The sequence below is a fragment of the Paenibacillus terrigena DSM 21567 genome (assembly GCF_000374845.1).
Lineage (GTDB): Bacteria > Bacillota > Bacilli > Paenibacillales > Paenibacillaceae > Paenibacillus_K > Paenibacillus_K terrigena.
In genome coordinates this window covers 782,648-808,274 of record NZ_KB895412.1, presented here as the reverse complement: position 1 = coordinate 808,274, position 25,627 = coordinate 782,648, and the positions used below count along the sequence as shown (strand labels likewise).

Annotated in this window: 25 protein-coding genes; 6 read left to right on the top strand and 19 right to left on the bottom strand. The window is 48.3% G+C overall.

The genetic code is table 11. The annotated features are described in order from the left end of the window. Positions 1–13: 13 nt before the first annotated feature. The 5 genes from C558_RS0103680 to C558_RS0103660 all read right to left on the bottom strand — a co-directional run bounded on the left by C558_RS0103680 (position 14) and on the right by C558_RS0103660 (position 3,903). Complete coding sequence (locus C558_RS0103680; RefSeq protein ID WP_018754879.1) at positions 14–232, bottom strand: YneF family protein; 219 nt, start codon at positions 230–232, stop codon at positions 14–16. 99 nt (positions 233–331) lie between these two features. Beyond that, positions 332–2,038 (bottom strand): tRNA epoxyqueuosine(34) reductase QueG, encoded by a 1,707-nt coding sequence (gene queG, locus C558_RS0103675; protein ID WP_018754878.1) that lies wholly within the window; start codon positions 2,036–2,038, stop codon positions 332–334. 220 nt (positions 2,039–2,258) lie between these two features. After that, on the bottom strand, positions 2,259–2,840 hold the full coding sequence (lepB, locus tag C558_RS0103670) for a signal peptidase I (RefSeq protein ID WP_018754877.1): 582 nt from the start codon (positions 2,838–2,840) through the stop codon (positions 2,259–2,261). Between the two features lie 6 nt (positions 2,841–2,846). Beyond that, positions 2,847–3,404 (bottom strand): DUF402 domain-containing protein, encoded by a 558-nt coding sequence (locus C558_RS0103665; RefSeq protein WP_018754876.1) that lies wholly within the window; start codon positions 3,402–3,404, stop codon positions 2,847–2,849. 76 nt (positions 3,405–3,480) lie between these two features. Further along, the gene (locus C558_RS0103660; RefSeq protein ID WP_018754875.1) at positions 3,481–3,903 is read right to left on the bottom strand and encodes a GNAT family N-acetyltransferase; all 423 of its coding nucleotides are present in this window, start codon (positions 3,901–3,903) and stop codon (positions 3,481–3,483) included. 374 nt (positions 3,904–4,277) lie between these two features. On the opposite strand from C558_RS0103660, the gene C558_RS0103655 reads away from it, so the two are divergent. Then, a complete protein-coding gene (locus C558_RS0103655) occupies positions 4,278–4,889 on the top strand; it encodes a superoxide dismutase (protein ID WP_018754874.1) in 612 nt (203 codons plus the stop codon). Positions 4,890–4,954: 65 nt separating this feature from the next. Here the strand turns inward: C558_RS0103655 and mutY are convergent, their stop codons facing one another. Beyond that, complete coding sequence (gene mutY, locus C558_RS0103650; protein ID WP_018754873.1) at positions 4,955–6,076, bottom strand: A/G-specific adenine glycosylase; 1,122 nt, start codon at positions 6,074–6,076, stop codon at positions 4,955–4,957. A gap of 137 nt (positions 6,077–6,213) precedes the next feature. Here mutY and C558_RS0103645 point away from each other — a divergent pair, with 137 nt between their 5' ends. Then, the gene (locus C558_RS0103645) at positions 6,214–6,567 is read left to right on the top strand and encodes a c-type cytochrome (protein WP_018754872.1); all 354 of its coding nucleotides are present in this window, start codon (positions 6,214–6,216) and stop codon (positions 6,565–6,567) included. 30 nt (positions 6,568–6,597) lie between these two features. On the opposite strand, the gene acpS is transcribed toward C558_RS0103645, so the two are convergent. Further along, a complete protein-coding gene (gene acpS / locus C558_RS0103640) occupies positions 6,598–7,008 on the bottom strand; it encodes a holo-ACP synthase (RefSeq protein ID WP_018754871.1) in 411 nt (136 codons plus the stop codon). 218 nt (positions 7,009–7,226) lie between these two features. Here acpS and bioA point away from each other — a divergent pair, with 218 nt between their 5' ends. Further along, positions 7,227–8,594, top strand: coding sequence for an adenosylmethionine--8-amino-7-oxononanoate transaminase (gene bioA, locus C558_RS0103635; protein ID WP_018754870.1), 1,368 nt, complete (start codon positions 7,227–7,229; stop codon positions 8,592–8,594). Between the two features lie 45 nt (positions 8,595–8,639). After that, entirely contained in the window at positions 8,640–10,004 is a 1,365-nt protein-coding gene (locus tag C558_RS0103630; RefSeq protein ID WP_018754869.1) for a Na+/H+ antiporter NhaC family protein, read from the top strand. A 40-nt stretch (positions 10,005–10,044) separates the two neighbouring features. Here C558_RS0103630 and C558_RS0103625 read toward each other — a convergent pair whose 3' ends face one another. The 6 genes from C558_RS0103625 to C558_RS30280 form a co-directional block, all read right to left on the bottom strand. After that, a complete protein-coding gene (locus tag C558_RS0103625; RefSeq protein ID WP_018754868.1) occupies positions 10,045–11,571 on the bottom strand; it encodes an MDR family MFS transporter in 1,527 nt (508 codons plus the stop codon). 28 nt (positions 11,572–11,599) lie between these two features. Continuing rightward, a complete protein-coding gene (locus C558_RS0103620) occupies positions 11,600–12,124 on the bottom strand; it encodes a PadR family transcriptional regulator (protein ID WP_018754867.1) in 525 nt (174 codons plus the stop codon). Positions 12,125–12,279: 155 nt separating this feature from the next. Further along, a complete protein-coding gene (nadE, locus tag C558_RS0103615) occupies positions 12,280–13,089 on the bottom strand; it encodes an ammonia-dependent NAD(+) synthetase (protein ID WP_018754866.1) in 810 nt (269 codons plus the stop codon). A 94-nt stretch (positions 13,090–13,183) separates the two neighbouring features. Further along, positions 13,184–13,618 carry a BrxA/BrxB family bacilliredoxin gene (locus tag C558_RS0103610; RefSeq protein WP_018754865.1) on the bottom strand — a complete coding sequence of 145 codons (435 nt, stop codon included), beginning with the start codon at positions 13,616–13,618 and terminating at the stop codon, positions 13,184–13,186. A gap of 299 nt (positions 13,619–13,917) precedes the next feature. Further along, positions 13,918–14,619, bottom strand: coding sequence for a hypothetical protein (locus tag C558_RS0103600; protein WP_018754863.1), 702 nt, complete (start codon positions 14,617–14,619; stop codon positions 13,918–13,920). Between the two features lie 26 nt (positions 14,620–14,645). Continuing rightward, the gene (locus C558_RS30280) at positions 14,646–16,244 is read right to left on the bottom strand and encodes a two-component system sensor histidine kinase NtrB (RefSeq protein WP_211220729.1); all 1,599 of its coding nucleotides are present in this window, start codon (positions 16,242–16,244) and stop codon (positions 14,646–14,648) included. Positions 16,245–16,482: 238 nt separating this feature from the next. Between C558_RS30280 and C558_RS0103590 the strand changes: the two genes are divergently transcribed. Further along, positions 16,483–17,745, top strand: coding sequence for a BaiN/RdsA family NAD(P)/FAD-dependent oxidoreductase (locus C558_RS0103590; protein ID WP_018754861.1), 1,263 nt, complete (start codon positions 16,483–16,485; stop codon positions 17,743–17,745). Positions 17,746–17,872: 127 nt separating this feature from the next. Here C558_RS0103590 and C558_RS0103585 read toward each other — a convergent pair whose 3' ends face one another. After that, a complete protein-coding gene (locus C558_RS0103585) occupies positions 17,873–18,292 on the bottom strand; it encodes a hypothetical protein (RefSeq protein ID WP_018754860.1) in 420 nt (139 codons plus the stop codon). A gap of 165 nt (positions 18,293–18,457) precedes the next feature. On the opposite strand from C558_RS0103585, the gene C558_RS0103580 reads away from it, so the two are divergent. Continuing rightward, positions 18,458–18,931: a MarR family winged helix-turn-helix transcriptional regulator gene (locus tag C558_RS0103580; RefSeq protein ID WP_018754859.1), complete on the top strand. Its 474-nt coding sequence runs from the start codon at positions 18,458–18,460 to the stop codon at positions 18,929–18,931. A gap of 10 nt (positions 18,932–18,941) precedes the next feature. On the opposite strand, the gene C558_RS30275 is transcribed toward C558_RS0103580, so the two are convergent. The 5 genes from C558_RS30275 to C558_RS0103555 form a co-directional block, all read right to left on the bottom strand. Beyond that, positions 18,942–21,647 carry a putative bifunctional diguanylate cyclase/phosphodiesterase gene (locus C558_RS30275; protein WP_156825969.1) on the bottom strand — a complete coding sequence of 902 codons (2,706 nt, stop codon included), beginning with the start codon at positions 21,645–21,647 and terminating at the stop codon, positions 18,942–18,944. 83 nt (positions 21,648–21,730) lie between these two features. Continuing rightward, a complete protein-coding gene (locus C558_RS0103570; RefSeq protein ID WP_018754857.1) occupies positions 21,731–23,215 on the bottom strand; it encodes an ABC transporter ATP-binding protein in 1,485 nt (494 codons plus the stop codon). After that, a complete protein-coding gene (locus tag C558_RS0103565) occupies positions 23,212–23,799 on the bottom strand; it encodes an ECF transporter S component (RefSeq protein WP_018754856.1) in 588 nt (195 codons plus the stop codon). The genes C558_RS0103570 and C558_RS0103565 overlap by 4 nt, the downstream gene beginning before the upstream one ends. Before the next feature lie 43 nt (positions 23,800–23,842). Continuing rightward, complete coding sequence (locus C558_RS0103560) at positions 23,843–24,580, bottom strand: energy-coupling factor transporter transmembrane component T family protein (RefSeq protein WP_026263702.1); 738 nt, start codon at positions 24,578–24,580, stop codon at positions 23,843–23,845. A gap of 166 nt (positions 24,581–24,746) precedes the next feature. Beyond that, the gene (locus C558_RS0103555; protein WP_018754854.1) at positions 24,747–25,583 is read right to left on the bottom strand and encodes an ABC transporter permease; all 837 of its coding nucleotides are present in this window, start codon (positions 25,581–25,583) and stop codon (positions 24,747–24,749) included. Positions 25,584–25,627: the final 44 nt, after the last annotated feature.

The following is a 25,627-nucleotide window of genomic DNA, read 5'->3' as shown; positions in this document are numbered from 1 at the left end:
ACCCTACTTTCAATTACTTAAATTTACGCCCGCCTTTTTGACCCTTCATCATTTGCTGCGCTTGTTGCATTTGCTTATTGTTCAAGTTATAGCCCATTTGCTTCGCCATCTTCTGAAGCATTTGCGGGTCACTCTGCATCTTCGTCATTTGTCTGCGCAAGTAGAATACGCCGATAATAAACCCAAGAATTAGCCCCACGATTAATGTCACAATTGGAATAACAACATTCATTCGATTAAGTCACCTCATCTATTTAGTAACATCCCAAAGCTTACACAGTCTAAGCGAGCCTTGATCAGATGTATATTTGCAAATATCATAGCATGTCCACTATTCACTGACAAACGGTAAATCCGTATTTTTCTGCTCAAGTGCGAGCAAGATCTGCTTCTTATCCAACCCGCCGCCATACCCGACCAGCTTGCCGTTCATCCCTATCACGCGATGACAAGGTACAATTACCGATACCGGGTTCTTATTGTTCGCGCCGCCAACGGCACGTACCGCCTTCGGCTGACCGATCCATTCGGCAATTTGCTTGTAGGACCATGTCTCCCCATAAGGCACTTCGGTTAATGCTGACCACACCTGCAGCTGGAACGGCGTTCCCTTCATGTCTAGCGGGTGATCGAACGCCTTGCGCTCGCCAGCAAAAAATTGTTGCAGCTGCATCACGATATCTTTCATCGCAGCATGATTGCGAATCAGCTCAGGTTCCGAATACCACCGACTTGCCCATTCCTGAATCGATGCCTCTTGATCTGCGTATGCGCCGAATTCGATGCGGCATAGCCCTTGCATCGAACGCACTACCGTTAACGGCCCGATCAGCGAGTCCATCTCGGTATACAATAATGGGGTCGTATGCTGCCCTAGCTTCGCTCTGGCTTGCCTAATCGCCGCAATCACATCACTGTCCGCTTCACGGTGCAGCATATCCTCTAACGCTTCCATCGATGCTTGTCCTCCGATCTTGCCGAGTGCCCAGCCCGCTGTGATGCGAAGCTCCGGTCTCGGATCTTCCTTCATGAGTGCATGCAAATGCGGTACGGCCGTAACATCCTTGAAATTCCCCAGTGCGATAATCGCATTCCGCTGAATCGGCTTCTTCCCACGCCAGGAAGATGAGTTATCGCCGAACTTTGCCTTATACTCCTTGTTACTCATCGAGAGCAGTGGAATCAGCAGCGGCTTCACAATCTCGGGATCTGGCTGCATCTCGGGATGCTGCGTCCAGTTCTTGCCCCGATTCTCCGGGCAGACGATCTGACAAGTATCACAGCCATAGAGACGATTCCCGATCTTGGTCATAAATTCGTCGCTGAGCACACCCTTCGTCTGGGTCAGGTATGAAATACAGCGCTGTGCGTTGAGTTGCCCTGGACCTACAAGCGCATTTGTGGGACACGCATCTATACATTTGGTACATTCCCCGCATCCTTCTGTTACCGGCGTGTCCGGCTCGAACGGAATATTCGTAATCATCTCGCCAAGATAGATCCACGATCCCAATTTGGGCGAAATAATCGAACAGTTCTTCGCACTCCAGCCAATGCCGGCACGTTCCGCAACAGCCCGGTCTGAGAGTGCCCCTGTGTCGACCATGCTCTCCATGCGGGCTTCCGGCACACGCTCTGCAATAAACGCTTCTAGACGCTTCAAGCGGTCCCGGAGAACATGATGGTAATCCCGTCCCCAAGATGAACGCGCCAATATCCCTCGATAGGCGCCCGGCTCCGACTTCGGCGGGTTCACCAGCTTGGAAGGATAGGCCACGGCGATGGCTATAATCGACTTCGGACGGTCGAACAAGAGCGCAGGCGTGACACGCTTGTCCAAATCCTTTTCCTCAAAACCCGATTCATGCCCTTTGGCGCGATGTGTAATAAGTCGATCTTTAAGCGTCGTGAACGGATCCGCCGATGCAAAGCCGATGCTGTCGATGCCGAGGGAGGTTGCTGCTTCTAGGATGTCTGACTTGAGCTGTGCCCAGCGCTGCGCTTCTGATGGCGCATCGGTCTTACGTAAATCCGTCACTTCTTTCACCTCGTTGATTGTTATTTAATTGATTCTATTACAATAATGGTCAAAAAATTGGCTTTTCAGCACCGAGAAGGTTGCTTGAACCCGAAGAAGGAGGAACGGAGCGTAGGCGAAACCTACGTGAGTACCGGAGTTCGAGGGTGAATGCAAGATTCGATGTCGAGACTCCTTCTCGAAATACTTCGTGATCAAAAGCCAACTTTTTTGACTTCCTCTAAAGCCAGGTGAATTTATTGAAGGGCCATATGATGAGATCCGCCCTCCCAATAATAAGGTCCCGCTTCACCGGTCCGAACCGCCGACTATCCTTGCTCTTCTCATGATGCCGGTTATCCCCCAGCACGAAATATTCATCCTTTTCCAAAAACGTATGCAAAGGTTTATCATCTTCAATCCAAATATCTGTGTAACCCTCTGATTGAACAACGCCGTTCACAAACAGCTTACGGTCACGAATTTCGACCTCATCTCCCGGAATCGCAACAACCCGCTTCACAAGGAACTGTCTGGCCACATCTGGTGAAGGATCTTGCAGAATAACGACTTCACCGCGCTTCGGCTCTGCGAAGGCGTATACAATTTTATCGACAAATAACCGATCTTGATCATGCAGCGTGGGCTGCATCGACTCCCCTTTCACCTTTGACAAATTAAATACATACGTCTGCAGCAGTATGACGAGCACAGCCGCAATAATTAATGCATTGAGCCAATCCCTGAACACCAGCTTCCATCTGCGCGGAGGCTCTGTCAGCGTCTTCGGCGGCTCATTTCCCGTCGGTAACAAGTTATCCATAGGCTCTTACTCCTTGGCGAAATGTTGTCTCCATGCATTGTAATACGACACCACGAGACCGTCTTGAAAGGGAGCCTTCTTATTCTGGATGCGATCTAACAGCTGCGAGAGGCCCGTGGCCACTTTTTGATCTACGATCTCAGGGTAGTGATAACTTGCCTTATGCCGCTCATATTCATCACGGTCTACAATATCTATATGCCCGCTTACGTAAAGTACAACATCCAAATCGTAATCGATATACGTCACGACGTCTCTGGCCAGATAAGGTGGTGAGGCAATATTGCAATAATAGCGCACACCCGTCTCTTCAATTAAGGCCACGATATTGTACCACGCACCCGGGATAAAAAAAGAAACCGCGGGAACCTTACTCATCCACTGCTTACCGTCGGCTTCCTTAATAGGCGTCTGAAAATTGATTAATACGACCATACCTTCGCGCTGATGCTCAGGATCGAGGAGCTCCTGGGGTACAAGCCAATTCTCTAGCCACTGCCGATGTAAATGTCCATTGTGCTTGAAACTTTTGATTAATGTAGGAGTGTACGTTAGATTCTTCATAATAATAGAAAAGCATATCTTTCCACCATTTGCAATGGCGTGGAAAGATATGCCCTATAAAGGATGATTCCCGTAATTAACCCGTTACAATACGGAGTTTCTGAAATGCTTGAAGAACATTCGTTGCGTCAAATCCCATCGATGCGAACAGCGGTAATATCGGTTCGTTATGCTCGTCCCCCGCGATGCAAATTTTGGATACGTTGCGGCCTTGGAAACGCTGCTGCATCGAGGTAATCAGCGATTTGCCGACACCTTGTCCACGGTAAGAAGGATGAACAGCCAGTCTGTAATAGCATCCCTGGTTATTATCGATCGTTCCAATAATGGCGCCCTTGATTACATCGTCTTCTTGGTGGATCAGTACAAGATCGCTATCCCAAGATAACTGCCTTGCAAAAGCCTCCATCGTCTGCTCGTAACATAAATCCGACAGCGACTCTTCAAATAGCTGAGTCACACGCATATAATCCGACAACTGAAAGGAACGAACCTGCATACTTCAATCTCCTTTATTATTCAACTGTACTGCCCCGTGCTTCCTGAAAAAACATATTGTTATAATACAACAAAATTCGCGGAAAATCTTCTATTTTCTTAACAAAATCTACAATAAACTTGATAATACTCCGTTTATCTCGTGAAAGCGCTTAAACTTAAGCGCTTTCAAATTATACCAAAAATCGACTTTGGATCTAGAGCGCCAAGGGTTTCCTCTTCATCCAAGTACGCTACCGCTCACGGATCGTATTTTTTTCAGTGGAAGAAGTTCACAACGCCGTCTCGACTTTACATACATAAATGTTGATTTATTATGTTAAATAGGTTTTAATAAAGAAGTGAAACTACATATTTACGGGAGGGTATTTAACGATGGCACATCAATTACCAGCACTACCTTATGCAAACAATGCACTTGAGCCACACATCGACGAAACAACAATGATGATTCACCACGATCGTCACCATAACACGTATGTAACGAACTTGAACGCAGCACTGGAGTCTGCTCCTGAGCTTCAAAGCAAGAGCGTTGAAGATCTAATCGCTGATTTGAGCAGCGTTCCTGAAGCAATCCGCACAGCAGTTCGCAACAACGGTGGCGGACATGCGAACCACTCCTTGTTCTGGGAGACAATCGCACCAAACGCTGGCGGCGCTCCAACTGGCGCACTTGCTGATGCAATCAACAATGAGCTTGGCGGCTTCGATAAGTTCAAAGAAGATTTCGCAAAAGCAGCAACAACTCGCTTCGGCAGCGGCTGGGCATTCCTTGCACTATCCAAAGAAGGCAACTTAAAAGTATACAGCTTGCCTAACCAAGACAGCCCGATCATGGATGGCGAAACACCATTGCTTGGTCTTGATGTATGGGAGCATGCTTACTACTTGAAATATCAAAACAAACGTCCGGATTACATCGCAGCATTCTGGAACGTTGTGAACTGGGAAGAAGTTGGAAAACGTTACACAGCAGCGAAGTAATAAGCAATTCGCACGTAAAAAAAAGCTCGACCTCTGCGCTAGCGTAAAGGTCGAGCTTTTTTTCTTCATGTGATAAGAATTTCCTTGAAGTACGCACGCAGAATACGAATGAACACATTCGGGAACGCGAGCTCATCCATATCCTTCTCTTCAATATATCGATAAGATTCGGGCAGAGAAGTGTTATCAGGCAGCTTCGATGCACAACGGTAGACTCTCAAATGCCAATGAATATGGCTGAAGATATGATCCGCTTCCATCACGAAGTCATCTGGCACCATGGCGATACCTTCCTCATGCATCGCGCCTCGCAGCATATCCATCTGCACGGGGTCATCGGCACCAGCAAGCGCGGCTTGCTGTGGGGCAAGAATATGTGGCAGCTCCCACATCCGGGCAAGCAATCCTTCCGCAGGACGCTGACGCACGATCACTTTGCCTGCATTCGCCCCCGTCCCTTCGATAATCGCGACAGATCGATACTCAGGACGCGGCGGCTTCGCTTTTGTCTTCACGGGCAACGATTCCTCCATGCCTGCGATCCGGCCCGCGCAATGTGCCATAACAGGGCAAGTCAGACATTGCGGTGATTTCGGTGTACAGACGAGCGCACCTAACTCCATCAACGCTTGATTGAAATTCGACGCTTCCCCTTCTGGGATGAGCTCGACGACCAACCCTTCCATAAAGGCACGCGTGCTCCCCTTCATAATATCTTCTTCGATGAGGAAATATCGCGATAACACCCGCATGACATTGCCATCGACTGCAGGCTCTGGCTGATTATAAGCAATACTGAGCACCGCTCCTGCTGTATAAGGGCCTACGCCTTTCAGACCTGAGATTTCTTTCTTCGTGGCAGGGACCTCTCCCCCATACTGCTCCTTCACTTCACGCGCTGCGGATTGAAGATTGCGAGCACGGGAGTAATAACCAAGTCCTTCCCAGCTCTTGAGCACGTCTTCTTCCGGCGCATCCGCTAACGCTTCAATCGTCGGAAAACGATCAATAAATCGGTGAAAATAAGGAATGACGGTATCAACACGTGTCTGCTGCAGCATAATTTCGGAGACCCAAATATAATAGGGATTGCGATGACGGCGCCAAGGCAAGTCTCTTTTGTACAAGTTGTACCATGCGAGCAGCTCGCGGCTAAAATAATGTTTGGCTTCAATAGATGATTGCATAATTTCTATAAAAACTCCTTCTATACGAGGCTAATGAATTTAGATTGAACAAGTGGTGTCATTTTCCTCAGTAGGCTTGTAGGGTGCTCCCTACTAACCTATACTGATTGTAAGATCTATACATGGAGGGAAACCCTGTGATATTACATAGCAAATTACGTACGATCGGTGCATCCGTCATACTCTGTACGGCTCTCCTCGTCCTCTCCGCATGCGGCGCAAGCGGTGGAACGGCGAAGAACGAAGTAGCCCTTGAAGGACCTGAAGAGACCGTTACCCTATTCAAGAAAAAATGTATGAGCTGCCATGCAGCGGACTTGACGGGACGTATGGGTGCAGATACCAACTTAACAAAGGTTGGCGCGAAAATGACCAAAGATGAGATTGTCACTCAAATTGCCGAGGGCAGCAACAAAATGCCTGCATTTAAGAAAATGCTTGAAGAGCAGGAAATTGAACAGTTGGCTGACTGGTTATCGACCAAAAAATAAATATGTGTTATCTCGGGTTCGGGCAGGCTCTCAAGCGTAAGCTTGACTGTCCTCCCTGCGTTCGACAATCGCCATGGCCGATGCAAGCGATCGCTGATGTGTAATACTAATATGAATCGTGTAGCAGGGCTCGTCCATCCATAGTCTGCTCCATGCTTCCTGCGAGAGTGTACAACCAGGCTTGCCGAGCGCATCCGGTAAAATCTCAATATCCGTAAACCCGACCTTTTCTCCAATCCCGCAGCCCAGCGCTTTGACGACAGCTTCCTTCGCAGCGAACCGACCCGCCACGAATTCAATGATCCTGCCTCCACGCTCCAATGCCAGCTCACGCTCTGCATCCGTTAGTACCTTATGCAAGAACCGTTCCCACGAGGACCGCTCACGCATATCCGCAATCCGTTCGATTTCTAGAATATCGTGACCCATTCCAACGATCATGCTGATCCCCCTTGATTTCCGACGTAATGAACTATTACATGCGTATCATTATAGCAGAATGCCAATTCGATGCCTATTTGAAACCAGTAACGCCCCCTTTCCATTCTCATTTCCATCCGTATCCGATGCACAAGCGATCTTGCAAAGAACCGTACAGAGGATTAAGCTTGAACATGGACTCGTCATTTGTCCTGTATCGGATAGGAGGTTACAACAACATGGAATCACAATATAAAAAAGAACTGCTCGCGAAGGATCGCCAATATGTATGGCATCCGTTCACGCAAATGAAAGATTATGCCGAGCAGGATCATCTATTGATCACACGCGCTCAAGGTATTGAACTCTTCGATGCCGAGGGCAAAGCTTACTACGACACGGTGTCCTCATGGTGGTGCAATGTGCACGGACACGGCAATCCGCGTATCAAAGCAGCCATCCAGCGCCAGCTCGATCAATTCGACCACATCATGTTCAGCGGTCTGACGCATCAGCCAGGCATCGAGCTTGCAGAGAAGCTGGTACATATCACACCTGAAGGGCTAAGTAAGGTCTTCTATTCTGACAACGGTTCGACGGCTGTCGAAGTCGCCATTAAGATGTCCTTCCAGTATTGGCAGCAAATCGGGCGTACGTCGAAGACAGGCTTCGTCTTCATGGAGAACAGCTATCACGGCGATACGATCGGTGCCGTCAGCGTCGGCGGCGTCGATCTGTACCACGCGATGTTCAAGCCGCTGCTCTTCAGCGCGCATCGCGTGCCTTCACCGGACGTGCGCGTGCTCGGCAGCGCACGAACCCCTGAGCGCGAAGCCGCCCTCGTGGCGGATGCGCTGGAAGCCGTGCGCGCGCTGTTCCAGGAGCTCGCGGACACAATCGCGGGAATCATCGTGGAACCGATGATTCAAGCAGCTGGCGGCATGGTGATCTACCCCGCCGCCTATCTTGCAGGACTGCGCGAACTCTGCGCGCAGTACGATGTCCACCTCATAGCTGATGAGGTGGCCACAGGGTTTGGGCGAACCGGCACGATGTTCGCCTGCGAGCACGCGGGCATTAGCCCCGACATCCTTTGCGTCAGCAAAGGATTGACGGCGGGCATGATGCCCCTCGCGGCGACGTTGTGCCGCGAAGAGATCTACGCGGCGTTCTATGACGATTACGCCACGCAGAAGACATTCTTCCACGGCCACAGCTTCACGGGGAACCCCGTCGCGTGCGCTGTCGCCTTAGAGAGCCTTCGCTTATTCGAAGAAGAAGGCGTGCTCGAACAGTCTCATCGCGCAGCCGCTGAGCTCTCCGCACAACTGCGTGCGTTCGAAGCACTGCCGCAAGTCGCCGACGTACGCCAGATCGGCATGATTGCCGCGATGGATTTGTATCAGGATGCGGCCAGCCGCTCGCCATTCGAATCCGGAACGCGCATCGGCAATCGCATCTATCAAGCAGGGCTCGAAGAAGGATTAATCCTCCGCCCACTCGGCGATACGATCTATTACTGGCTTCCGCTCAGTACGACGCCAGAGCAAGTTGTAGAGATTACCGAACGCACCTTGCGCGTATTCCAACGCGTGTTGGGTTCATGATTCGAATATAAATTGTCATATCGAGAGAGAGTGAGGAACCGACCCATGATTCGTCCGCTTCAATTGGGCATCATGATTAGCTTGACGATTGCCGGGCTACTGCTCGCCTATTTCATGCACATTCCGTTAGCGTTTGGCTTCCTGCTCGGCCTTGGATCGCTGATCTTCTTCACGATCCAGGCCGGTACATCCTGGAGCTCGCTGGGGCGGAGCATCAAGTCAGGCGTTCTGCATACCAAAGAGGTAGTCTGGATTCTCCTCTTCGTCAGTCTTATTATTCCGGCTTGGACGGAGAGCGGCACCATCCCTTACCTCATCGAGCAAGGGCTGCAGTTGATTGACCCCACCTACTTGGTCACACTCTCCTTCGTCTTCTGTGCGGTTGTCTCGATGATTCTAGGCACGTCAACAGGCACGCTTAGTGCCATTGGCATTCCACTCATGGGGATGGGGGCGGTGCTTCAAATCCCGCTTCCTCTGCTCGCAGGAGCTTTGGTCTCTGGCGTATTCGTCGGCGACCGGACCTCTCCCTTTTCCAGTGCCCATCAATTGCTTGCCAGTTCGACAGGCACGACGGTCCGCAAGCAATATCCGAAGCTGATACCAACGACGATAGCAGCTGTGCTATGTTCGCTAGCCTTTTATTGGATCTTTGACCTACGAGGGGATTGGAATGCACAGCATGTCACCATGCCGACGACGAATTTCAGCGCCCATTTTGAGTTGTCCCCCTGGCTCTTGATCCCTGTGATCATCCTGCTCGGAGCGAATGTATTCCGTCTCAAGACGAAGTACGCGTTCCTCCTGTCCATCGCCGCCAGCATCATCGTTGGTACCTGGCTGCAGCAGGTCTCCTTCGTCGACTGGCTCCATTCCTTATGGCGTGGATACAATCTCGCTGAACTGCCTTCCCTTCATACCAAAGGCATGCTTCAAATGCTGGACTTGGTCCTGTTGATCGCACTCGCTGGAGCGTATAACGGGATATTGGAGAAAACCGGCACGTTACAACCTTACATGGAGAAAATACTAGGCACAGCACCATCCATGACCTCAGGTACGCTGCGGACCGGTTTGTTCGGCATCATCTTAGGCTTGCTATCCTGTACCCAAACGCTGCCAATCATGATGACCGGACGGAATCTCCTCCCGCTCTGGGAGCGGAAATTCCCACGCGAGCACCTATCCCGTGTCATCGCAGATACAGCGCTCATTGCAGCCGCTATGATTCCTTGGAATCTGCTCGCTGTGCTGTGCGGCACCATTATCGGCATCCCAATCGCTTCGTATGTGCCCTATGCGATTTTCCTATGGAGCTTGCCGCTCCTTACGGTGATCACTTCTTACATCATCGATCTGGTCAATATGAAACGGATTTCCTCATCACGCCAAAACGAGCTATCCCAGTAAAGGATAGCTCGTTCTTTTTTTCTTTCTCTATCATACAAAATTACTCAGCGCTCATTCCCGTCTCGCCCTTCCGATTCGGCGCCTGGAACTTGCTGTTGCCGATGCTCAGCGCTACGATAACGCCAACGACCGCCACACACAAGCTCAGAATGAAGCCTTGATTAATCGCAGATCCCATGGAATCGCGCAAAAAGCTTAAGATGGTCGCTGGAATTTTATCTGTCGCATGCATTAACACTTCCGGATTCGCTAGCGTATTAATTTGTCCCGCTGGAATATGATTCTGGGCTGCACCCTGCTCGATAAATCCCTTGAGTTGTTGATTGACGATCACCGCCATCACCGATGCACCCATTACACCACCGATGTTGCGCCAGAAGCCAACAATGGATGAGCTGACGCCCATATAACGTGGATCGACGCTGTTGGCCATCGCATTCTGCCCAATACTCATCATCGGGCCAATCGCACCGAACCCAAGTAGAATCATGATCAGGATCATCTCGAAGTTACCGATCTGACGCGATGCTGTAATAAGCAGAATTGACGTCACTACGCCGAATAGCATCGAAATCGTCATCAGCGTACGATATTTGAACTTCATCATGAGCATCCCGCTCACGATCGTCCCACATATCATCGAAGCCATCATCGGGGTTAAGACGCTATTCGTATTCGCATGATTGAGCACCGCGACCGAGAAGATCGGCAAATACGTAATCGCGCCGAACATCATCACGCCTTGGCAGAAGCTGATGATACTCGTGCCGAGAACCACTCGATTCCGGAAAATTTCAAGCGGAAGGACAGGCTCCTCTGCTCGCTTCTCTACCTGAATGAAAGCGATTAAACCGATCAGCCCTACACCGAACAGACCAAGAATTTGCCACGAGCTCCATGCATAATCCTTGCCGCCCCATTCCATCGCGAGCATTACCGAGAGACAAGTCATGACGAGGAGAAACGTCCCTAAATAATCGACTTTCGGCTTCCGTTCCGAACGCGTCTCCTTCAGTGCGAACAATAAGACGAGGAACGATGCAATCCCGATAGGTAGATTGACGTAGAAGCACCATCGCCATCCCCAATGCTCGGTAATATAGGTGCCAAGCTGCGGTCCTGCGACGGAGGACAGACCGAAAATCCCTGCCATTACGCCGCTTAACTTCGCGCCATCCTTCGGATCTTTGAAGATCGTGAATATGATCGTAAAGCTAATCGGAAAAAGCGCCCCTGCGCCAATCCCTTGAAGCGCACGGAACCAAATCAACTGATCCATGCTCTGTGCAACGCCGCATAATGCGGAACCCAAGATGAACAAGCCGATCCCAATGAGATAGAATAGCTTTCGCCCGAATAAATCCGACATTTTCCCAAGGACCAGCATCGTGCTCGTCGTCGCTAACATGTATGCCGTGAATACCCAAGATAACTGGCTGAAGCCTCCAAAATCGTCAAGAATTTTGGCAATGCTCGCCGATACAATCGTGTTGTCGAGGGAAGACATTAATAGTCCTAACGCCATCGCCAGAATAATGAGTCCTCTTTTTTGTTTGGAAAAATCCATCGGTTCTCCCACTCCTCTAATTCTTTTTCTACACTTCTAATGCACGAATTTCTCGAAGCCCTTTCTTCAGGAACTGAATCGCATGGGCGAGTGACTCCATCCCATATTCCGCACATAATCGCTTCGTAGGGCTGCACAACCTTGCAAACTCCTGATACCCGCCGCTAAGCTGCTGATACTGTTGTTCCTTCTTGTCAATTTCGCGTTCAAACCACCCAATCACCACTTCCTTGTCGACAAATTCACCAAAAAACATGCGCATCAATAAATCGGATCGGAAGCTCTCTGGCTCTATCTCACTATGCATATACTGCATGAACGCAGCACGCCCCTGCGCCGTAACCGCATAGACATTCTTGTTCGGCTTCGCCTCCTGTACGACACTCTCCTTCGTGATTAGTCCATCCTTCTCCATTCGACTTAAGGTAGGATAGATGGTTCCATAACTTGCATCATAGAAATAAGAAAACACACTCTGAAATACTTGCTTCATATCGTATCCCGACATCGGGCCCTTGAGCAGCATCCCGAGAATGACATCCTGACTGTTCATTTCTGTCCCTCCGCATACATGATCTGTAATTTATTCCCTTCTTAATGGAGATAATATATCATTTCGATATATATCAAGTCAATATATATAAAATGACACAACAAAAAAACCACCGACCTTGGGTCGATGGTTCCTATGCCAATCTTATATTCAATTTAAATCCCCGGAATCGCAGAGCGCTTATGTTCGGTCTTCAAATACTGCTTCTCCAGCTTTTCGCGCGCCGCTTGCGGGATGTCCTTCCCTTCGAGGTAATCGCTGTTCTCATCATACGTGATCCCAAGCTCGCCCTCGTCTGTCTGGCCTTCCCATAGTCCTGCGGTTGGTGCTTTATCCAGTACGCTCTTCGGCACTCCGATATGTGCTGCAAGCTCGCGAACTTGACGTTTGTTGAGCGTGCTCAGCGGCGTAATATCAACGGCGCCATCGCCCCACTTCGTGTAGAAACCAGTAATCGCCTCCGAAGCATGATCCGTTCCAACCACGAGCAAGTTCAGGTCAAAAGCAAGCGCATATTGCACGACCATCCGTGTCCGCGCTTTAACATTGCCTTTGCCAGGAATGCTGATGTGGCGATGGATACTTAACGCTTTGAACGCATGCTCCGTCTCAAGCGCGATCTCATTGACGGCATCTTCAATATTCGTCTCCACCGTATGCTTCAGGTTGAATGCCTTAGCCACTTCATAGCTGTGATCGATGTCTTCCTGTGTGCCATAAGGCTGGAATACCCCGAGGGTCATATATTCGCGCCCTGTCTCCTGGCTGAGCTCGTCTGTTGCTTGTTTACATAGTCCTGCAACCACGGCACTGTCGATCCCGCCGCTAATCGCAATCAGAAGCCCTGTTACGCCTGACTTCGTTACGTACTTCTTTAGAAAATCTACCCGCTTCCGAACTTCTTCCTCTACTCGAATGGAAGGCTTGACTCCAAGCCGTTCAATAATCTCCTGCTGCAAACTCATGTCGACACCGCCTTATTCTAAGTTACGTGTTCTTATGTACTTCATTAACCATATTAAAATCCCCGCCGTTCACGAGTAACGACGGGGAAGCATCTTATTTGCAGAAACGATCAAATGCTGCCGTCAATTCAGCCGCAATGTCATCTGCACCACGGTTCTCAATGCTATGACGTTCAACGAAATGAACCAATTCGCCATCCTTCAATAGCGCGATCGAAGGGGATGAAGGAGGATAAGGCAATAAGTACTCACGTGCTTTGGCAGTCGCTTCTTTATCTTGCCCAGCGAATACCGTGAATAAGTTATCCGGTGTTACCTCATGCTGCAACGCTTTTGCAACACCTGGTCTACATTGGCCTGCTGCGCAGCCGCATACGGAGTTAATCACGAGAAGTGTTGTACCTTTTGCAGTCGGTAATTTCTCTTCAACCGCCTCCGGTGTTGTTAATTCTTCAATTCCAACACGAGTAAGATCGTCTCGCATCGGTTGAACCATATCTTTCATATATCGATCAAAAGACATTGACATTTGCTTTCACTCCTTACGAATTCTTAGCAACAAACTTATTATTGCTACCCTTTATTATACATTCATAAAGAATGAAAGCAAGGGAAAACCCTTGCTTCACAAGGCTGAGATACGCCAATTGGCGCTCCCTCTTCATGTGATTAGGTAGCCGGACGATTTGGGCTGTCCACGTCCGTTTTCTTATCCATTCCATCTTGGGAAGGTTTGTACGGACCTGCATTCCGATTTTTAGATTTTTCCTTATCTTTTGCCACGAAATCGGCCTCCTTTCCTTGAGCTCCCTCCTATTATGTTCCGCATCAGGAGGGATTATCCGGCTTCATCCGCCGCTTCAAGTGAAGGAGCCACATCCCAATCAGGGCTATGCCGACCCAGCTGCACTGGGCTTTTGTTAAGCCAATCCAGGTGGTGATCTTCCCTAGCGATCCGCCCAGATGTGGCTCCACGATGGACAGTGCCATGCCGCCGATCCCAAGCCCCACAAGAAATATCGCCAGATGATTTCCTTCTCGCAATGTACCGCGCTGGAGCAGAAGCACGATCAAGAGTCCGAGCGGCAGCAGAAGGCGTACCGCACTCAGGAGCGATGGATCCCAGAACCATTGCAAGGCATACGCGGAAATCCCCATCACCGCGAAACCATAGGGCAAGATATTCGCGAGGACGCGAAAAGACAGTAAGCCTCGACTCATCCCGCGATAGGTGAATGCCAGCATACAGAAGACCCCGATGACCCATCCCCCAGTCGATCCGCCGCTCATGAACAGGATAACCCGAGGACTTCGAAGCAGAATCCCTGGGTCATCGAATAAGAAACCAAATTTATAACATAGGACAACGATCATCAGATAGGTTGCGAAAATATCCAGCCATACCCGAACCTTCTCACCATCCAAGTACAGCCTCCAGAGCATGACAGCAACCCCTACGAACGTCGATATCACATACAAAAGTGTCGTTTGCGTTAGAATAAAGGGACCTAGGGACCACGCATAATTCATCTTCGATGCTTCCCTCCGATCTCTTGTTATGCGACATCTGCTTGGAAGGTAACGACGAATGTCGTCCCTTGTCCTTGTACAGAATCAACGGCGATCTTGCCTTTATGCCGCTCTACGATACTCAGACACAGCGGCAGACCAAGGCCCGTACCCTTGGATTTCGTCGTATAGAACGGTTCGAACATTTTGTCCAGCGTGTCTTGTGGGATGCCTTCCCCTGTATCTTGAACAATGAGCTGAACCGCATTCTTCACCCGCTTCGTCTCAATCGTTAGCGTCCCCTTGCCATTCATCGCTTCCATGCCATTACGCACTAGATTCAATATCAATTGCTTAATTTCCTTCTCATTCAAATGCAAATGTGGAACATCTGATGCAAAACGCATATCGATCCCGAGTCCGCGCAAATTCGCATCCGCCCACAGGAGAGGACTTAAATCGTTTACAATATCGTGCAGATGACTCTCTTCCGTCTCCACAATGCGATTCTGCGCCAAGGAGAGGAAGTCATTTATAATCATATTCGCACGATCCAATTCTTCTAACACAATGCGATAATAATCATGCAGCGATTGATCGCTCTTCTCGCGCATCAATTGGACGAACCCTCGTACGACGGCCATCGGATTCCGGATCTCATGGGTAATACTCGCCGCCATTTGCCCAACTAGACTAAGCCGCTCCAAATTGCCAATCTCCGTGCGCAGCATTTGAAGCTCCGTCACATCATGCGCCATCCCTACCGCACCTACAACTTCATCTGTCTTCGGATTACGAATACTCGAGATCGTGGAGATGAGTATTTTCTCGTTATATTGGAGCACTTCTGCATTGGTCTTCTCGCCTTGCAAGGAACGTGCCAACTGAATATCCGGATACTCCATGCCATAATGCTTGCGCAAATAATTGAACGGCTTCCCAATCAGGTCTTCGCTTCGTACTTGGCCCTGCACTTGGAATAGTCGCAGCATCATATCATTAATCGCCGTCACATTCCCCATCTTATCGACCGACATAACGCCGAGCGGTGTGGCATCGATGAGCTGCTTCATTGTCTGCGCTTCTTGATGGTATTGGCCCGATACTTGGTGGAGCTGCTCTTGCAGTGACATCTTCTCTAGAATACTTTCAATGAAAAATAGCAATAAATAGGCTGTAAGCATACAAATCCCGCTGAACAGCACCTCAAATAGAACTTTAGAAAAATTCAATTGAACCATCATGCTGCGAACACTAACTATGTAGTCGACATAAGAAAAAATCATCCCAACAACAACGATATACGTAACAATGCGAACACGCTTGGATGCATCACCTACTCGAAATTGAGGAATAAAATACATGGCGATAGGAATGAGATAGAGGCCAACATCACTCGGAAGATTCCATAACTCTCCTTGATCAAAGAACAGAAAATGCGCACCGATATAAATCGCAGCCAATGCGAAACTCGATCGAAATCCAGTGTACAGGATGCCAATCAATAGAGGTACCACTCGGAAATCATAGTAAAACTCATCGGGCGTACAATACGAGAAAGCCATGGATAATAGAAAGGCAATCATGCAAAAGAATGCAAACAATATTCTGAAATTACTAAGCAGACCAGATAATTTGGGTCTCATTGTCCATATTTGAAGCATAAATGCAGGTAACAATGCAATGAGTTCTTGTAAGAAGGTTTCTTTAATTGGCGTAAAAATCACAGAAACGATCACCGGCCTCAGGAATATATATAATTACAAAAATTAAATCACAAGTTACAGGTTTTTACAATATATGCGTTTTAGAGTTTAGAATTTTAAACAAGAACGAAACACGTTACAATAGAGTCATGAAAATGAATTAAAGGAGCACATCATCATGAAATATGACGTCATCGTCATCGGCGGGGGACCTTCGGGACTCATGGCCAGCATCGCAGCTGCGGAGCACGGAGCTTCGGTGCTATTGATCGATAAGGGGGACAAGCTCGGACGGAAGCTAGGGATTTCAGGCGGCGGTCGCTGTAATGTGACCAATGCGAAGGAGATCGACGAGCTGATTCAATATATTCCGGGGAACGGCCGATTTTTGCACAGTGCATTCGCACATTTCAGCAATAAAGACATCATTCGATTCTTCGAAAATTTAGGGATTGCCCTCAAAGAAGAAGATCGCGGACGGATGTTCCCGGTCTCGGATAAAGCCAAGACCGTTGTGGATGCTCTGATTGGCAAGGCGCGAAAGCTCGGGGTTGAGATTCGCACCAACCGTCCCGTCGACAAGGTTCAATATCGCGACAATGTCCCCGTCGGCGTACGGCTCCGGTCAGGGGAGACAGTAAGCAGTCGCACCGTGATCATCGCGACAGGCGGAAAGTCTGTTCCTCAGACCGGTTCGACAGGTGACGGTTATCCTTGGGCGATGGAAGCCGGTCATACAATAACAGAATTATTTCCCACGGAAGTCCCGATTACTGTCCAGGAGCCATTCATTCGCAGCAAGGAGCTTCAAGGCTTGTCGCTTCGTAATATTACACTCTCGGTGTGGAATCCGAAGGGCAAGAAAATCATTGAACATGAAGGAGATATGCTGTTCACCCACTTCGGCATCTCGGGTCCCGCAGCACTTCGCGCAAGCCAGTTCGTCGTCAAAGCACAGAAAAAATTCGATACCCGCTTGATACGCGTGACCGTCGATTTATTTCCCAATATGTCCGTTGATGAGCTCTATCAAGCATCCTTGGATTTAGCACGAAAAGACCCGAAGAAAGCGATTAAGAATGTCCTTAAACCACTGCTTCCTGAACGGCTGATACCTTTGTTCCTGAAGCTTGCTGGCCTTCAGGAAGATACAACTTTCGATAACATTCCGAAGCAGCCTTGGCTTACGCTTGCGAATCTAATGAAGGAATTCCCGATGCAGGCGAACGGGACGCTCTCCATCGAAGAAGCCTTCGTCACCGGCGGGGGCGTACATCTGAAGGAAATCGATCCGAAGACCATGATGTCCAAGCTCGCGGAAGGGCTCTTCTTCTGCGGTGAAGTCATGGATGTTCATGGATATACGGGGGGCTATAACATTACGGCGGCCTTCACAACAGGCTATACGGCTGGGATGAGCGCAGCTCAGCGATGTAAATAATACAAAGAGGTGGCGGATCATTACGATTCGCCACCTTCTTCTTATGTGTAGAATTCAGAAAGTTTCGGGTTCCCCGCGAAGCACCTGAATTGCTTCGAAGCCAATACATCACTTTATGGGTACTTCGCTATATTTTTACTTCACCTGAGAAATGATCCGTTGTCTCATCAACATAAGCCAAATGATCTTCATCTCGCAGATCTAGATTCTCATAATGATCGGCTTCGCGAAATGCCGGACCGTCTGCATAGCCATCCACCCAATCCTCGTTCACCACATGAGCAGGAACGGGGATGAAATGGTCCAAGCCGTAGGCTTCATCATGAACAGCCATTTCCGTCATCTCAGCTTGCTCCTGTAACTCGCCGCCATACGCTTGAGCAATCTCTAGCGCCGATGTTAAATCGGTATGTTCCACATGAATATGCAACTCCGTCCCTACAGCATTGTCGAGCATCGGCTCGTAGCCAAGTTCTTGCATCATATCATAAGCTAGCTTAGCGCTGTGAGGGTCACGGAATTGAAACGAAATTGCTGTGTGTTGCATCGAATCCCCCTTCTCATCAAAATTCAATACCTATCCGATACTATACCCTTTTCTAGGAAGATTCATGTTCGTAAGAATCATTAGATGTGATAAAAGTTATTTAAATTTAACCTATTTATCCCGTAAGATAATCGCATAACCAATCGTATAAAGGGGGTGCAGAGTTTGCAGGAACTTGAGGAAAGACGATTAGATCCATCCGTTCAATTATTCCACGTATTCGCCAAAGCGTTCAAAAGCGTATCTGAGCATTTCAATCTAAGCAGCAAAACACAAGGCTTCAACCCTACCGCATTCGCTGTATTAGAAGTATTGTATCTGAAAGGATCTCAACCCGTCCAACAAATTGGTTCCAAGCTGCTCCTCCAGAGCGGTAACGTAACCTATGTCATTGATAAACTCGAACAGACTGGACTCTTACGGCGCAAGCATTGCTCCAAGGACCGCCGTGTCATCAATACAGAACTCACAGATGAAGGTAAAGCCGTGATGGACAAGATATATTCCGAACATACTCGTGCGATTGCGACAGCTATGAGCGGTCTAACGGAAGAAGAGAAGGCATTAACGATGCGCCTACTCAAAAAATTAGGTACTACAGCGGATCGAACAACTCCGTCTACAATGAAAAGAACCTGACCTCTGGGGGTCAGGTTCTTCCTGTCAATGCTGCGGTATAGATGGACGCAAATACATCCGCTTCCATTGGTTTACTGAACAAATAACCTTGGAATTTATCGCAGCCGCTGTCTCGCAAGAACGCAAGCTCCTCTTCTGTCTCAATTCCTTCCGCTGTCACCGCAACCTCAAGACTATGGCCGAGCTGGATTACTGTCTTTACAATAGAAGCATTCACCTGATCAGATGGCAAATGACGAACGAACGATTGATCCAATTTGATCATATGGATCGGTAGATTCCGCAACCGGCTTAATGAAGAATATCCGGTACCGAAATCATCAATCGCAATCTGGATACCACGCTCTTTCAGCTGTCTCAAGACGTCAATGGCACGTTCCATATCGTGATGTACATAACCTTCCGTAATCTCTAGTATTAGATACCGCGGATCAAATCCCGTCTCTTGCAATACACGATCTACCGATGCAACAAAATCATCTTTGGAAAATTGCCGCAGGGATACGTTCACACTCATCTGAATTTTGGAGAGGCCCTCCGTAGCCCACGCTAAATGCTGTAGACATGCGGTCCGAAGCACCCACTCCCCAATCGGTATTATGAGTCCGGTCTCTTCAGCTAACGGGATGAACTGCGATGGCGAAACGTAGCCATGAATCGGATGATTCCACCGAATCAACGCTTCTGCGGCAATCAATTCCCCACGATCGTCGAGTAATGGCTGATAATGCAGCAGCAATTCGCCGCGTTCCTGGGCCTTGCGTAATTGATTCTCCAGCATCATTCGTTCCGGGATATGCTCCGTCGTCATCTCATGATAATACTGATAACAGGAGCCACCCTTGTCCTTCGCAACATACATCGCCGTATCGGCATTCTTCAGCATGGATGTTAGACTATCGCCGTCCTGCGGGTATAGACTGATCCCAATGCTTGCCGCTACGAACAATTCATGAGACTGAATCAAGAAGGCCTTTGATATGTTCTCGATAATCACTTCGGCATAATGGTCAATTTCACTCCGCTTCACGTCTTGCAAGACGACGACGAACTCATCCCCACCTAGCCTTGCACAGCTGGATCGCTGCATCCGATCATGGAAGATGCTGGCCAATCGTCTGGATACATCGGCGATCAGCATATCCCCGACATCATGACCGAGCGTATCATTCACATGTTTAAATCGATCCAAATCAATAAACATCACAGCGAGGTCCTGCCCATGCAATGAAGCTTCGGTGATCGCCTGCTCGAGATAGACCGTGAATTGATAGCGGTTCGGCAACCCTGTCAAAGAATCGTAGTACGCCAGCTGCTCCAGACGTTCCTCCGACTTCGCGAGCATCTCGGTCTGTTCGATTAACTGACTGTTCATATGCTGCATTTCATGGAACATTTCGACTACGCGATCCGACATGATTCGGAAATTCGTCACCAAGGATCCAATCTCGTGGATCGCTGTTCGAGGCCATGCGAATACTTGCTGACGCTTCAATTTCTCAGGTAAATCCGTCGTCATCTTCATCAATTGATTAAGCGACAACATCAGATATGAATTGAAGAACAGCGAGACAATCGCCGCAACCAAGCAAAAGGTGAACATCATAATAAACTTATTGGTATAAGCTAGAATCGTTCCCTGCTGATAATACGATATCGGGATATAGGCAACGACCTTGCTTGGGTTCAAGCCCTGCAGCTCCGTAATTAACACATAATAACCATGGTTCCACCGCCATGTCTCATAGCTGTAATGCGTATTGACCGGAATCCATTGATAGAAGTAACTCTTCGTATTCAATTTGGTGCTTACCACGCCTAGCTCTTCCAGCGAAGCTTCTGATTCAATCTGCGTCATTTCCTCGGCCTTCATGCGATTGTAGTGCTGCAGGAATGTGTTGCCGTCCGTCGAGCCCGCAAGTTGGCCGTTCGAGTAGAACAATCCAATCGAGATCGGGCCATTCGCCGATTTATTGACCAATTCTTGTACGAGGCCCCCTGCAAGAATTGTTTTTTGAAGTGTCGTGCGTTTATCTCTCGCTTCTTGCTGGAGACGTTCGATCTCATTCAGCATATGCTGCATCTGCGTCTGCACCAACAACCTAGAATCGTGTTCCACCCGATTTCGAATTTGGAAGCTATCCATATACATATTTAAGAGAAAGGGTCCGATGACTGCCGCAATGGAGAGATGCGTTAATAGCTGATTCAAATATATGGAGCGTTTCTTCAGCTTCGGGAATAATCGCCTCCATGGTAGATAGGTAATCATGACATCTCCAAGTAAGCCGTTCAATAATCCGCTCATTGCAATCATAAAAACTTGCAGATACATCTCTGAAGCATATGTGCCCATCTGCAAATAATAAATTAGCCCTGCTAACGGCGCCCCCAGGAAAAGCCAAAACAGCCCATCCCATATGAACAGGAATCGCTTCTTCTGCGTAAATACGGTACTGACAACGATGACTTCAACACAAATTAAGAGCACATATATCGAGCTTTCCAGCACAAAATAGGACACCATGCTCACGACAATCGCTGATGCGCTTGCCCAGTATGGTCCGAATAAATATAAGATAATAAATAGAAATGCGCTACAGAAGAAAATTCGCGCACCATACGAAAAATCAATAACCCATTGCGTCCCGAGCATCGCTAATCCAATACAACAGACAAGTGCGATCAATGAGCGATAGGTAGAAAGCGGATTCAACTTGTGAGACAGATCGAACACCCTCTATAGCAAAATTATGGAAAAACCTTACTTTAATAGGTTCGACATTTAATTTGTTTTTCCTACTTATTGGTTAATGAATCCCTATATTTTTCGCTTTTGACCGCTAATGAATCAAGCTGCATCGTCCGGGTCACCCACGATTCGATCCACCGCTGATCATGTGTAACGACGAGGATGGATACTCCGTGTTCCGCCATATCCGTACAGAGTTCGAACATCCGCTGCGTATTCGCTAGATCCTGGCCGCTTGTTGGCTCATCCAGAATGAGCAGCTTCGGATCAGTCAACCACATCGAAGCAACACTCAAGAGCCGCTTTTCCCCTTGGCTCAACTGGAACGGGTGCCGATCCCGCTTCTCATACAATCCAATCCGATCTAGCATCTGCTTACCTTGCTCCTCCATCAAACTCTGATTCGATGTCTGATCTAGACGGCGCTCTCGCATCATACGTAAGCTATACATACACTCTTCCATGACCGTATTCGCAATAAACTGATGTTCTGGCTGCTGATGCACATAACTAAGCCATTTCGCACGATCATAGATTGAGGACTTGCTTATATCCTTACCCTGCATACGAATTGTCCCTTTAGCTGCCGGGAGCAGACCCATAAGCAGCTTCGTCAGCGTTGACTTTCCACACCCATTCGGGCCTGTGAGCGCCGCAATCTCCCCAGGGAATAAATTGAATGAACAAGGCTTCAGACCAACATGACCATTCGGGTATCGATACGTAAGCTCGCGCACCTCGATGATCGGCTCAACGGCAATATGTCGCTTGGATTCCGCTGTCTTCACGGATTCGAGAGATGATAGGAATACGGGTAATTGCTTCACATTCGTAATGGACTCGTCCGATTGAATCTCACCCGATTTCATCGTGATTAATCGCGTTGTCCCGCGAGGAATCGCATCGAATCGCGATGCGGTCGCAATGCAAGTGACCCCTTGTTCATGCAGGGCATGCAGTAGCTTGAAGATGGATTGCTTGCCTGCTGCATCGAGACTCGAGGTGACATCGTCTAAGATCAGAATAGGTGTCTTCATGGTTAGTACAGCGGCGATAGCAATCCTCTGCTTCTGTCCGCCAGAGAGTTGATGCACATGGCGATCTCGATAATCCTCCATTGCAACCTGACGAAGTGTTTCTTCCAATCGCCGGATGATCTCCGCTCGCTCTATGCGCAAATTCTCTGGAGCAAAGGCAAGTTCATCTTCTACGCTGCCCACGACTAATTGTGCATCTGGGTCTTGAAAGACAAATCCGATCTGCGGCGACAACTGGTGGACTTCTTCTGCATGGCCTTGCAATTCGTACTCTTGTACGGTCATTTTGCCTTGCATCTGTCCGCCCATTTGTCCGGGAATCAAACCATTCATCATCTGACATAAGGTCGATTTCCCGCTGCCATTCGGCCCGTAGATCGTTACGAATTCTCCTTGTCTAATCGTCAGCGACACATTCCGAACAGCAGGGCGCTCCTCCCCCTCATACGTATATGTCACGTGATCACATTCGATCAGAACTTGCTGTCGTGTCATTTGGCATCTCTACCAATATTGAAGGTTCGGAGTAACCCCGTACGTGCCATCGCATCCCCGATCATTTTGCTAAGCCATCCACACAGGATGATCCCGCTAATGCAGCGTACGATGAGTGCAATCGTCAGTTGCGGCAGGCCCCATTTCAGATAGCCGAACATATTCGCGGCGAAAATAAACCATAGCGGTACAGCACAGAAGCCAATGGTCATCATAACACCTACGTTCCATCGTCTATATCGGAAGAGCATGCAGATCAGCTCAACCGCCAGTGCATAACATAGCGCAGCCACTACAGATGCAGCCATGCCATAAGAATTTCCGAGCAGGGTCTGAACCGTCGCACCTAACATGAACGTAATAAATGCTGTTCCCGGCTTACGAATGATATACATCGCAAGTACACCATAAATCATATAGATGCCAACGATGGTAGAGGTTGCAATCGGTCCTCCAAGTGTCGTTAAGAATTGATTCACCGAAGATAGGAATACGGTTAATACTGCATTCGCCATAGCCAATATCGCCATCAATACAATCTCAATCGTTGTAAAACGTTGAAGTTTGGTTGTCGGAGTAGACATGCTTTCATCTTCCTTTGCTTATAATTTAATATGATAAATAAAATTAAAAACGATATAAACAGAACGCCGTTGCTGCTAGGTATACCCCCATGGCAACACACGAAAAAATGGAAACGGGGTTCTCTCGCCAATATGTCCGATCCGGGTAAGCACCGAACCCTTTGGTATCCATCGCACTTGCTGTCATCTGCATGCGGCGAACCGAATTCGTGAAAAGCGCGATCGAAAATCGCTTCCATGCCTGAACATGCTCCCGTACACCCCTAGGCGGCTTCATCCCACGGATCTGATGGGTTGTGCGAATGGTCTCCGCTTCTTCGGACAAGATAGGCAGAAACCGTAGGGCAAGCGATACTGCATAGGCAAAGCGGTACGGCACACGAAGCTGCTGTGTCAACATCAGCACGACATCCCGGGGCTCGGTCATTGCCATGAACATCGCAGAAGTAAGAAATAACGTCATCAGTCGGAACGTAATCGCAGCGGCATAATTGAGTGCTTCATAGGTAACCTGCAGAGGCCCCCATGTGAACCAAGGCGTGCTGCCAGGAAGCCAAATCCATTGGATGAAAAAGAACGGAATGGCGAATACGAGCAAATAACGTGCCATTTTACCAAAAACACGTCTTACATGCTTCCCAAGCGATAACCCTATGGCCACAACTACAAGGAAGATGACCCCTTGAATCATAGCAGTGGAGTACGTGAGTACGAGAATCGTAGTACAGAGAACAGCTATTAATTTAGCGAGTGGATGCATCAGTACAACTCCGTCGTTCATTTTCTGTGTATCAGTATGGAGGAAACCTGGATAAATGTCTATCCCCACAAGCATAAACGCCTTCGGCGTCTTTCCAAAGGACGTAAAGCGTTTAAGCGAGAAATATAAGAACAGCTTATCCGTGAAACTTATAAATTCTTATATTTTAAGAAAAAAGCCAATCCCCCTACACCAGGGAGATCGGCTTCTTCATTTTGCGAATCACGACTTCATAATAACGAATCGTGAGCCAATTGCTAATCCATATCGCTCCAATCATGATGAACACCGGCATCATGAACTGAAACCAAGTCAGATCCTCAGTACTTAAACGAATAATCATAAAGAACGGCGCCGAATAAGGGAACATCGACCCTACTTTGAGCAGCAACTCATGATCTACACCAGGAATGAAGAAACACAACATGATCATTGCAATAAATAGAATGGTTACGATGAACATCAACAACAGCATATAGCTTTTTTTCTGCACCGAACCGATCGTGACATATAATCCTACATACTGCCCATAACCGAGGACGAAAAATAACAGCATAAATGCGAATAAGGATGGCGTCAAATGACGTAAATCTAGCCAAATTTGCGAATTCAGCATTACGGCCTCAAGCTGCCAATAATCCAATAACACCCGAGATAAAATGACGATAACCAGGAGTTGGATCACACCTGCGGTACCAATCCCGATAATTTTCCCCATAAATATCAAGGCAAAGTCCTTATACCGTTTATGAACTTTTATCTTAAATAGCTCGCGATCACGATAGATTGATTTCCCAGCCGATACCCCACATTCCACGATAATGACGAATAATACGACGAGTAAAATATAGATGGGCAGATACACTTCCCCTTTGGAAATAGGAAGTTCGGCAAGGGATTGTCCGTCGGCCGCATAGCATATACCAATGACGAATAGACTCATGAAGAACGTTGTAACGAGATAGAATCGCGTACGGATTTGTTCCATGAAAGCCCGCACGATCACGCTCCCAATCAATCTCATAGTTCTTCCTCAAAACATATCATCATATCCCCCGTCTCTATCCA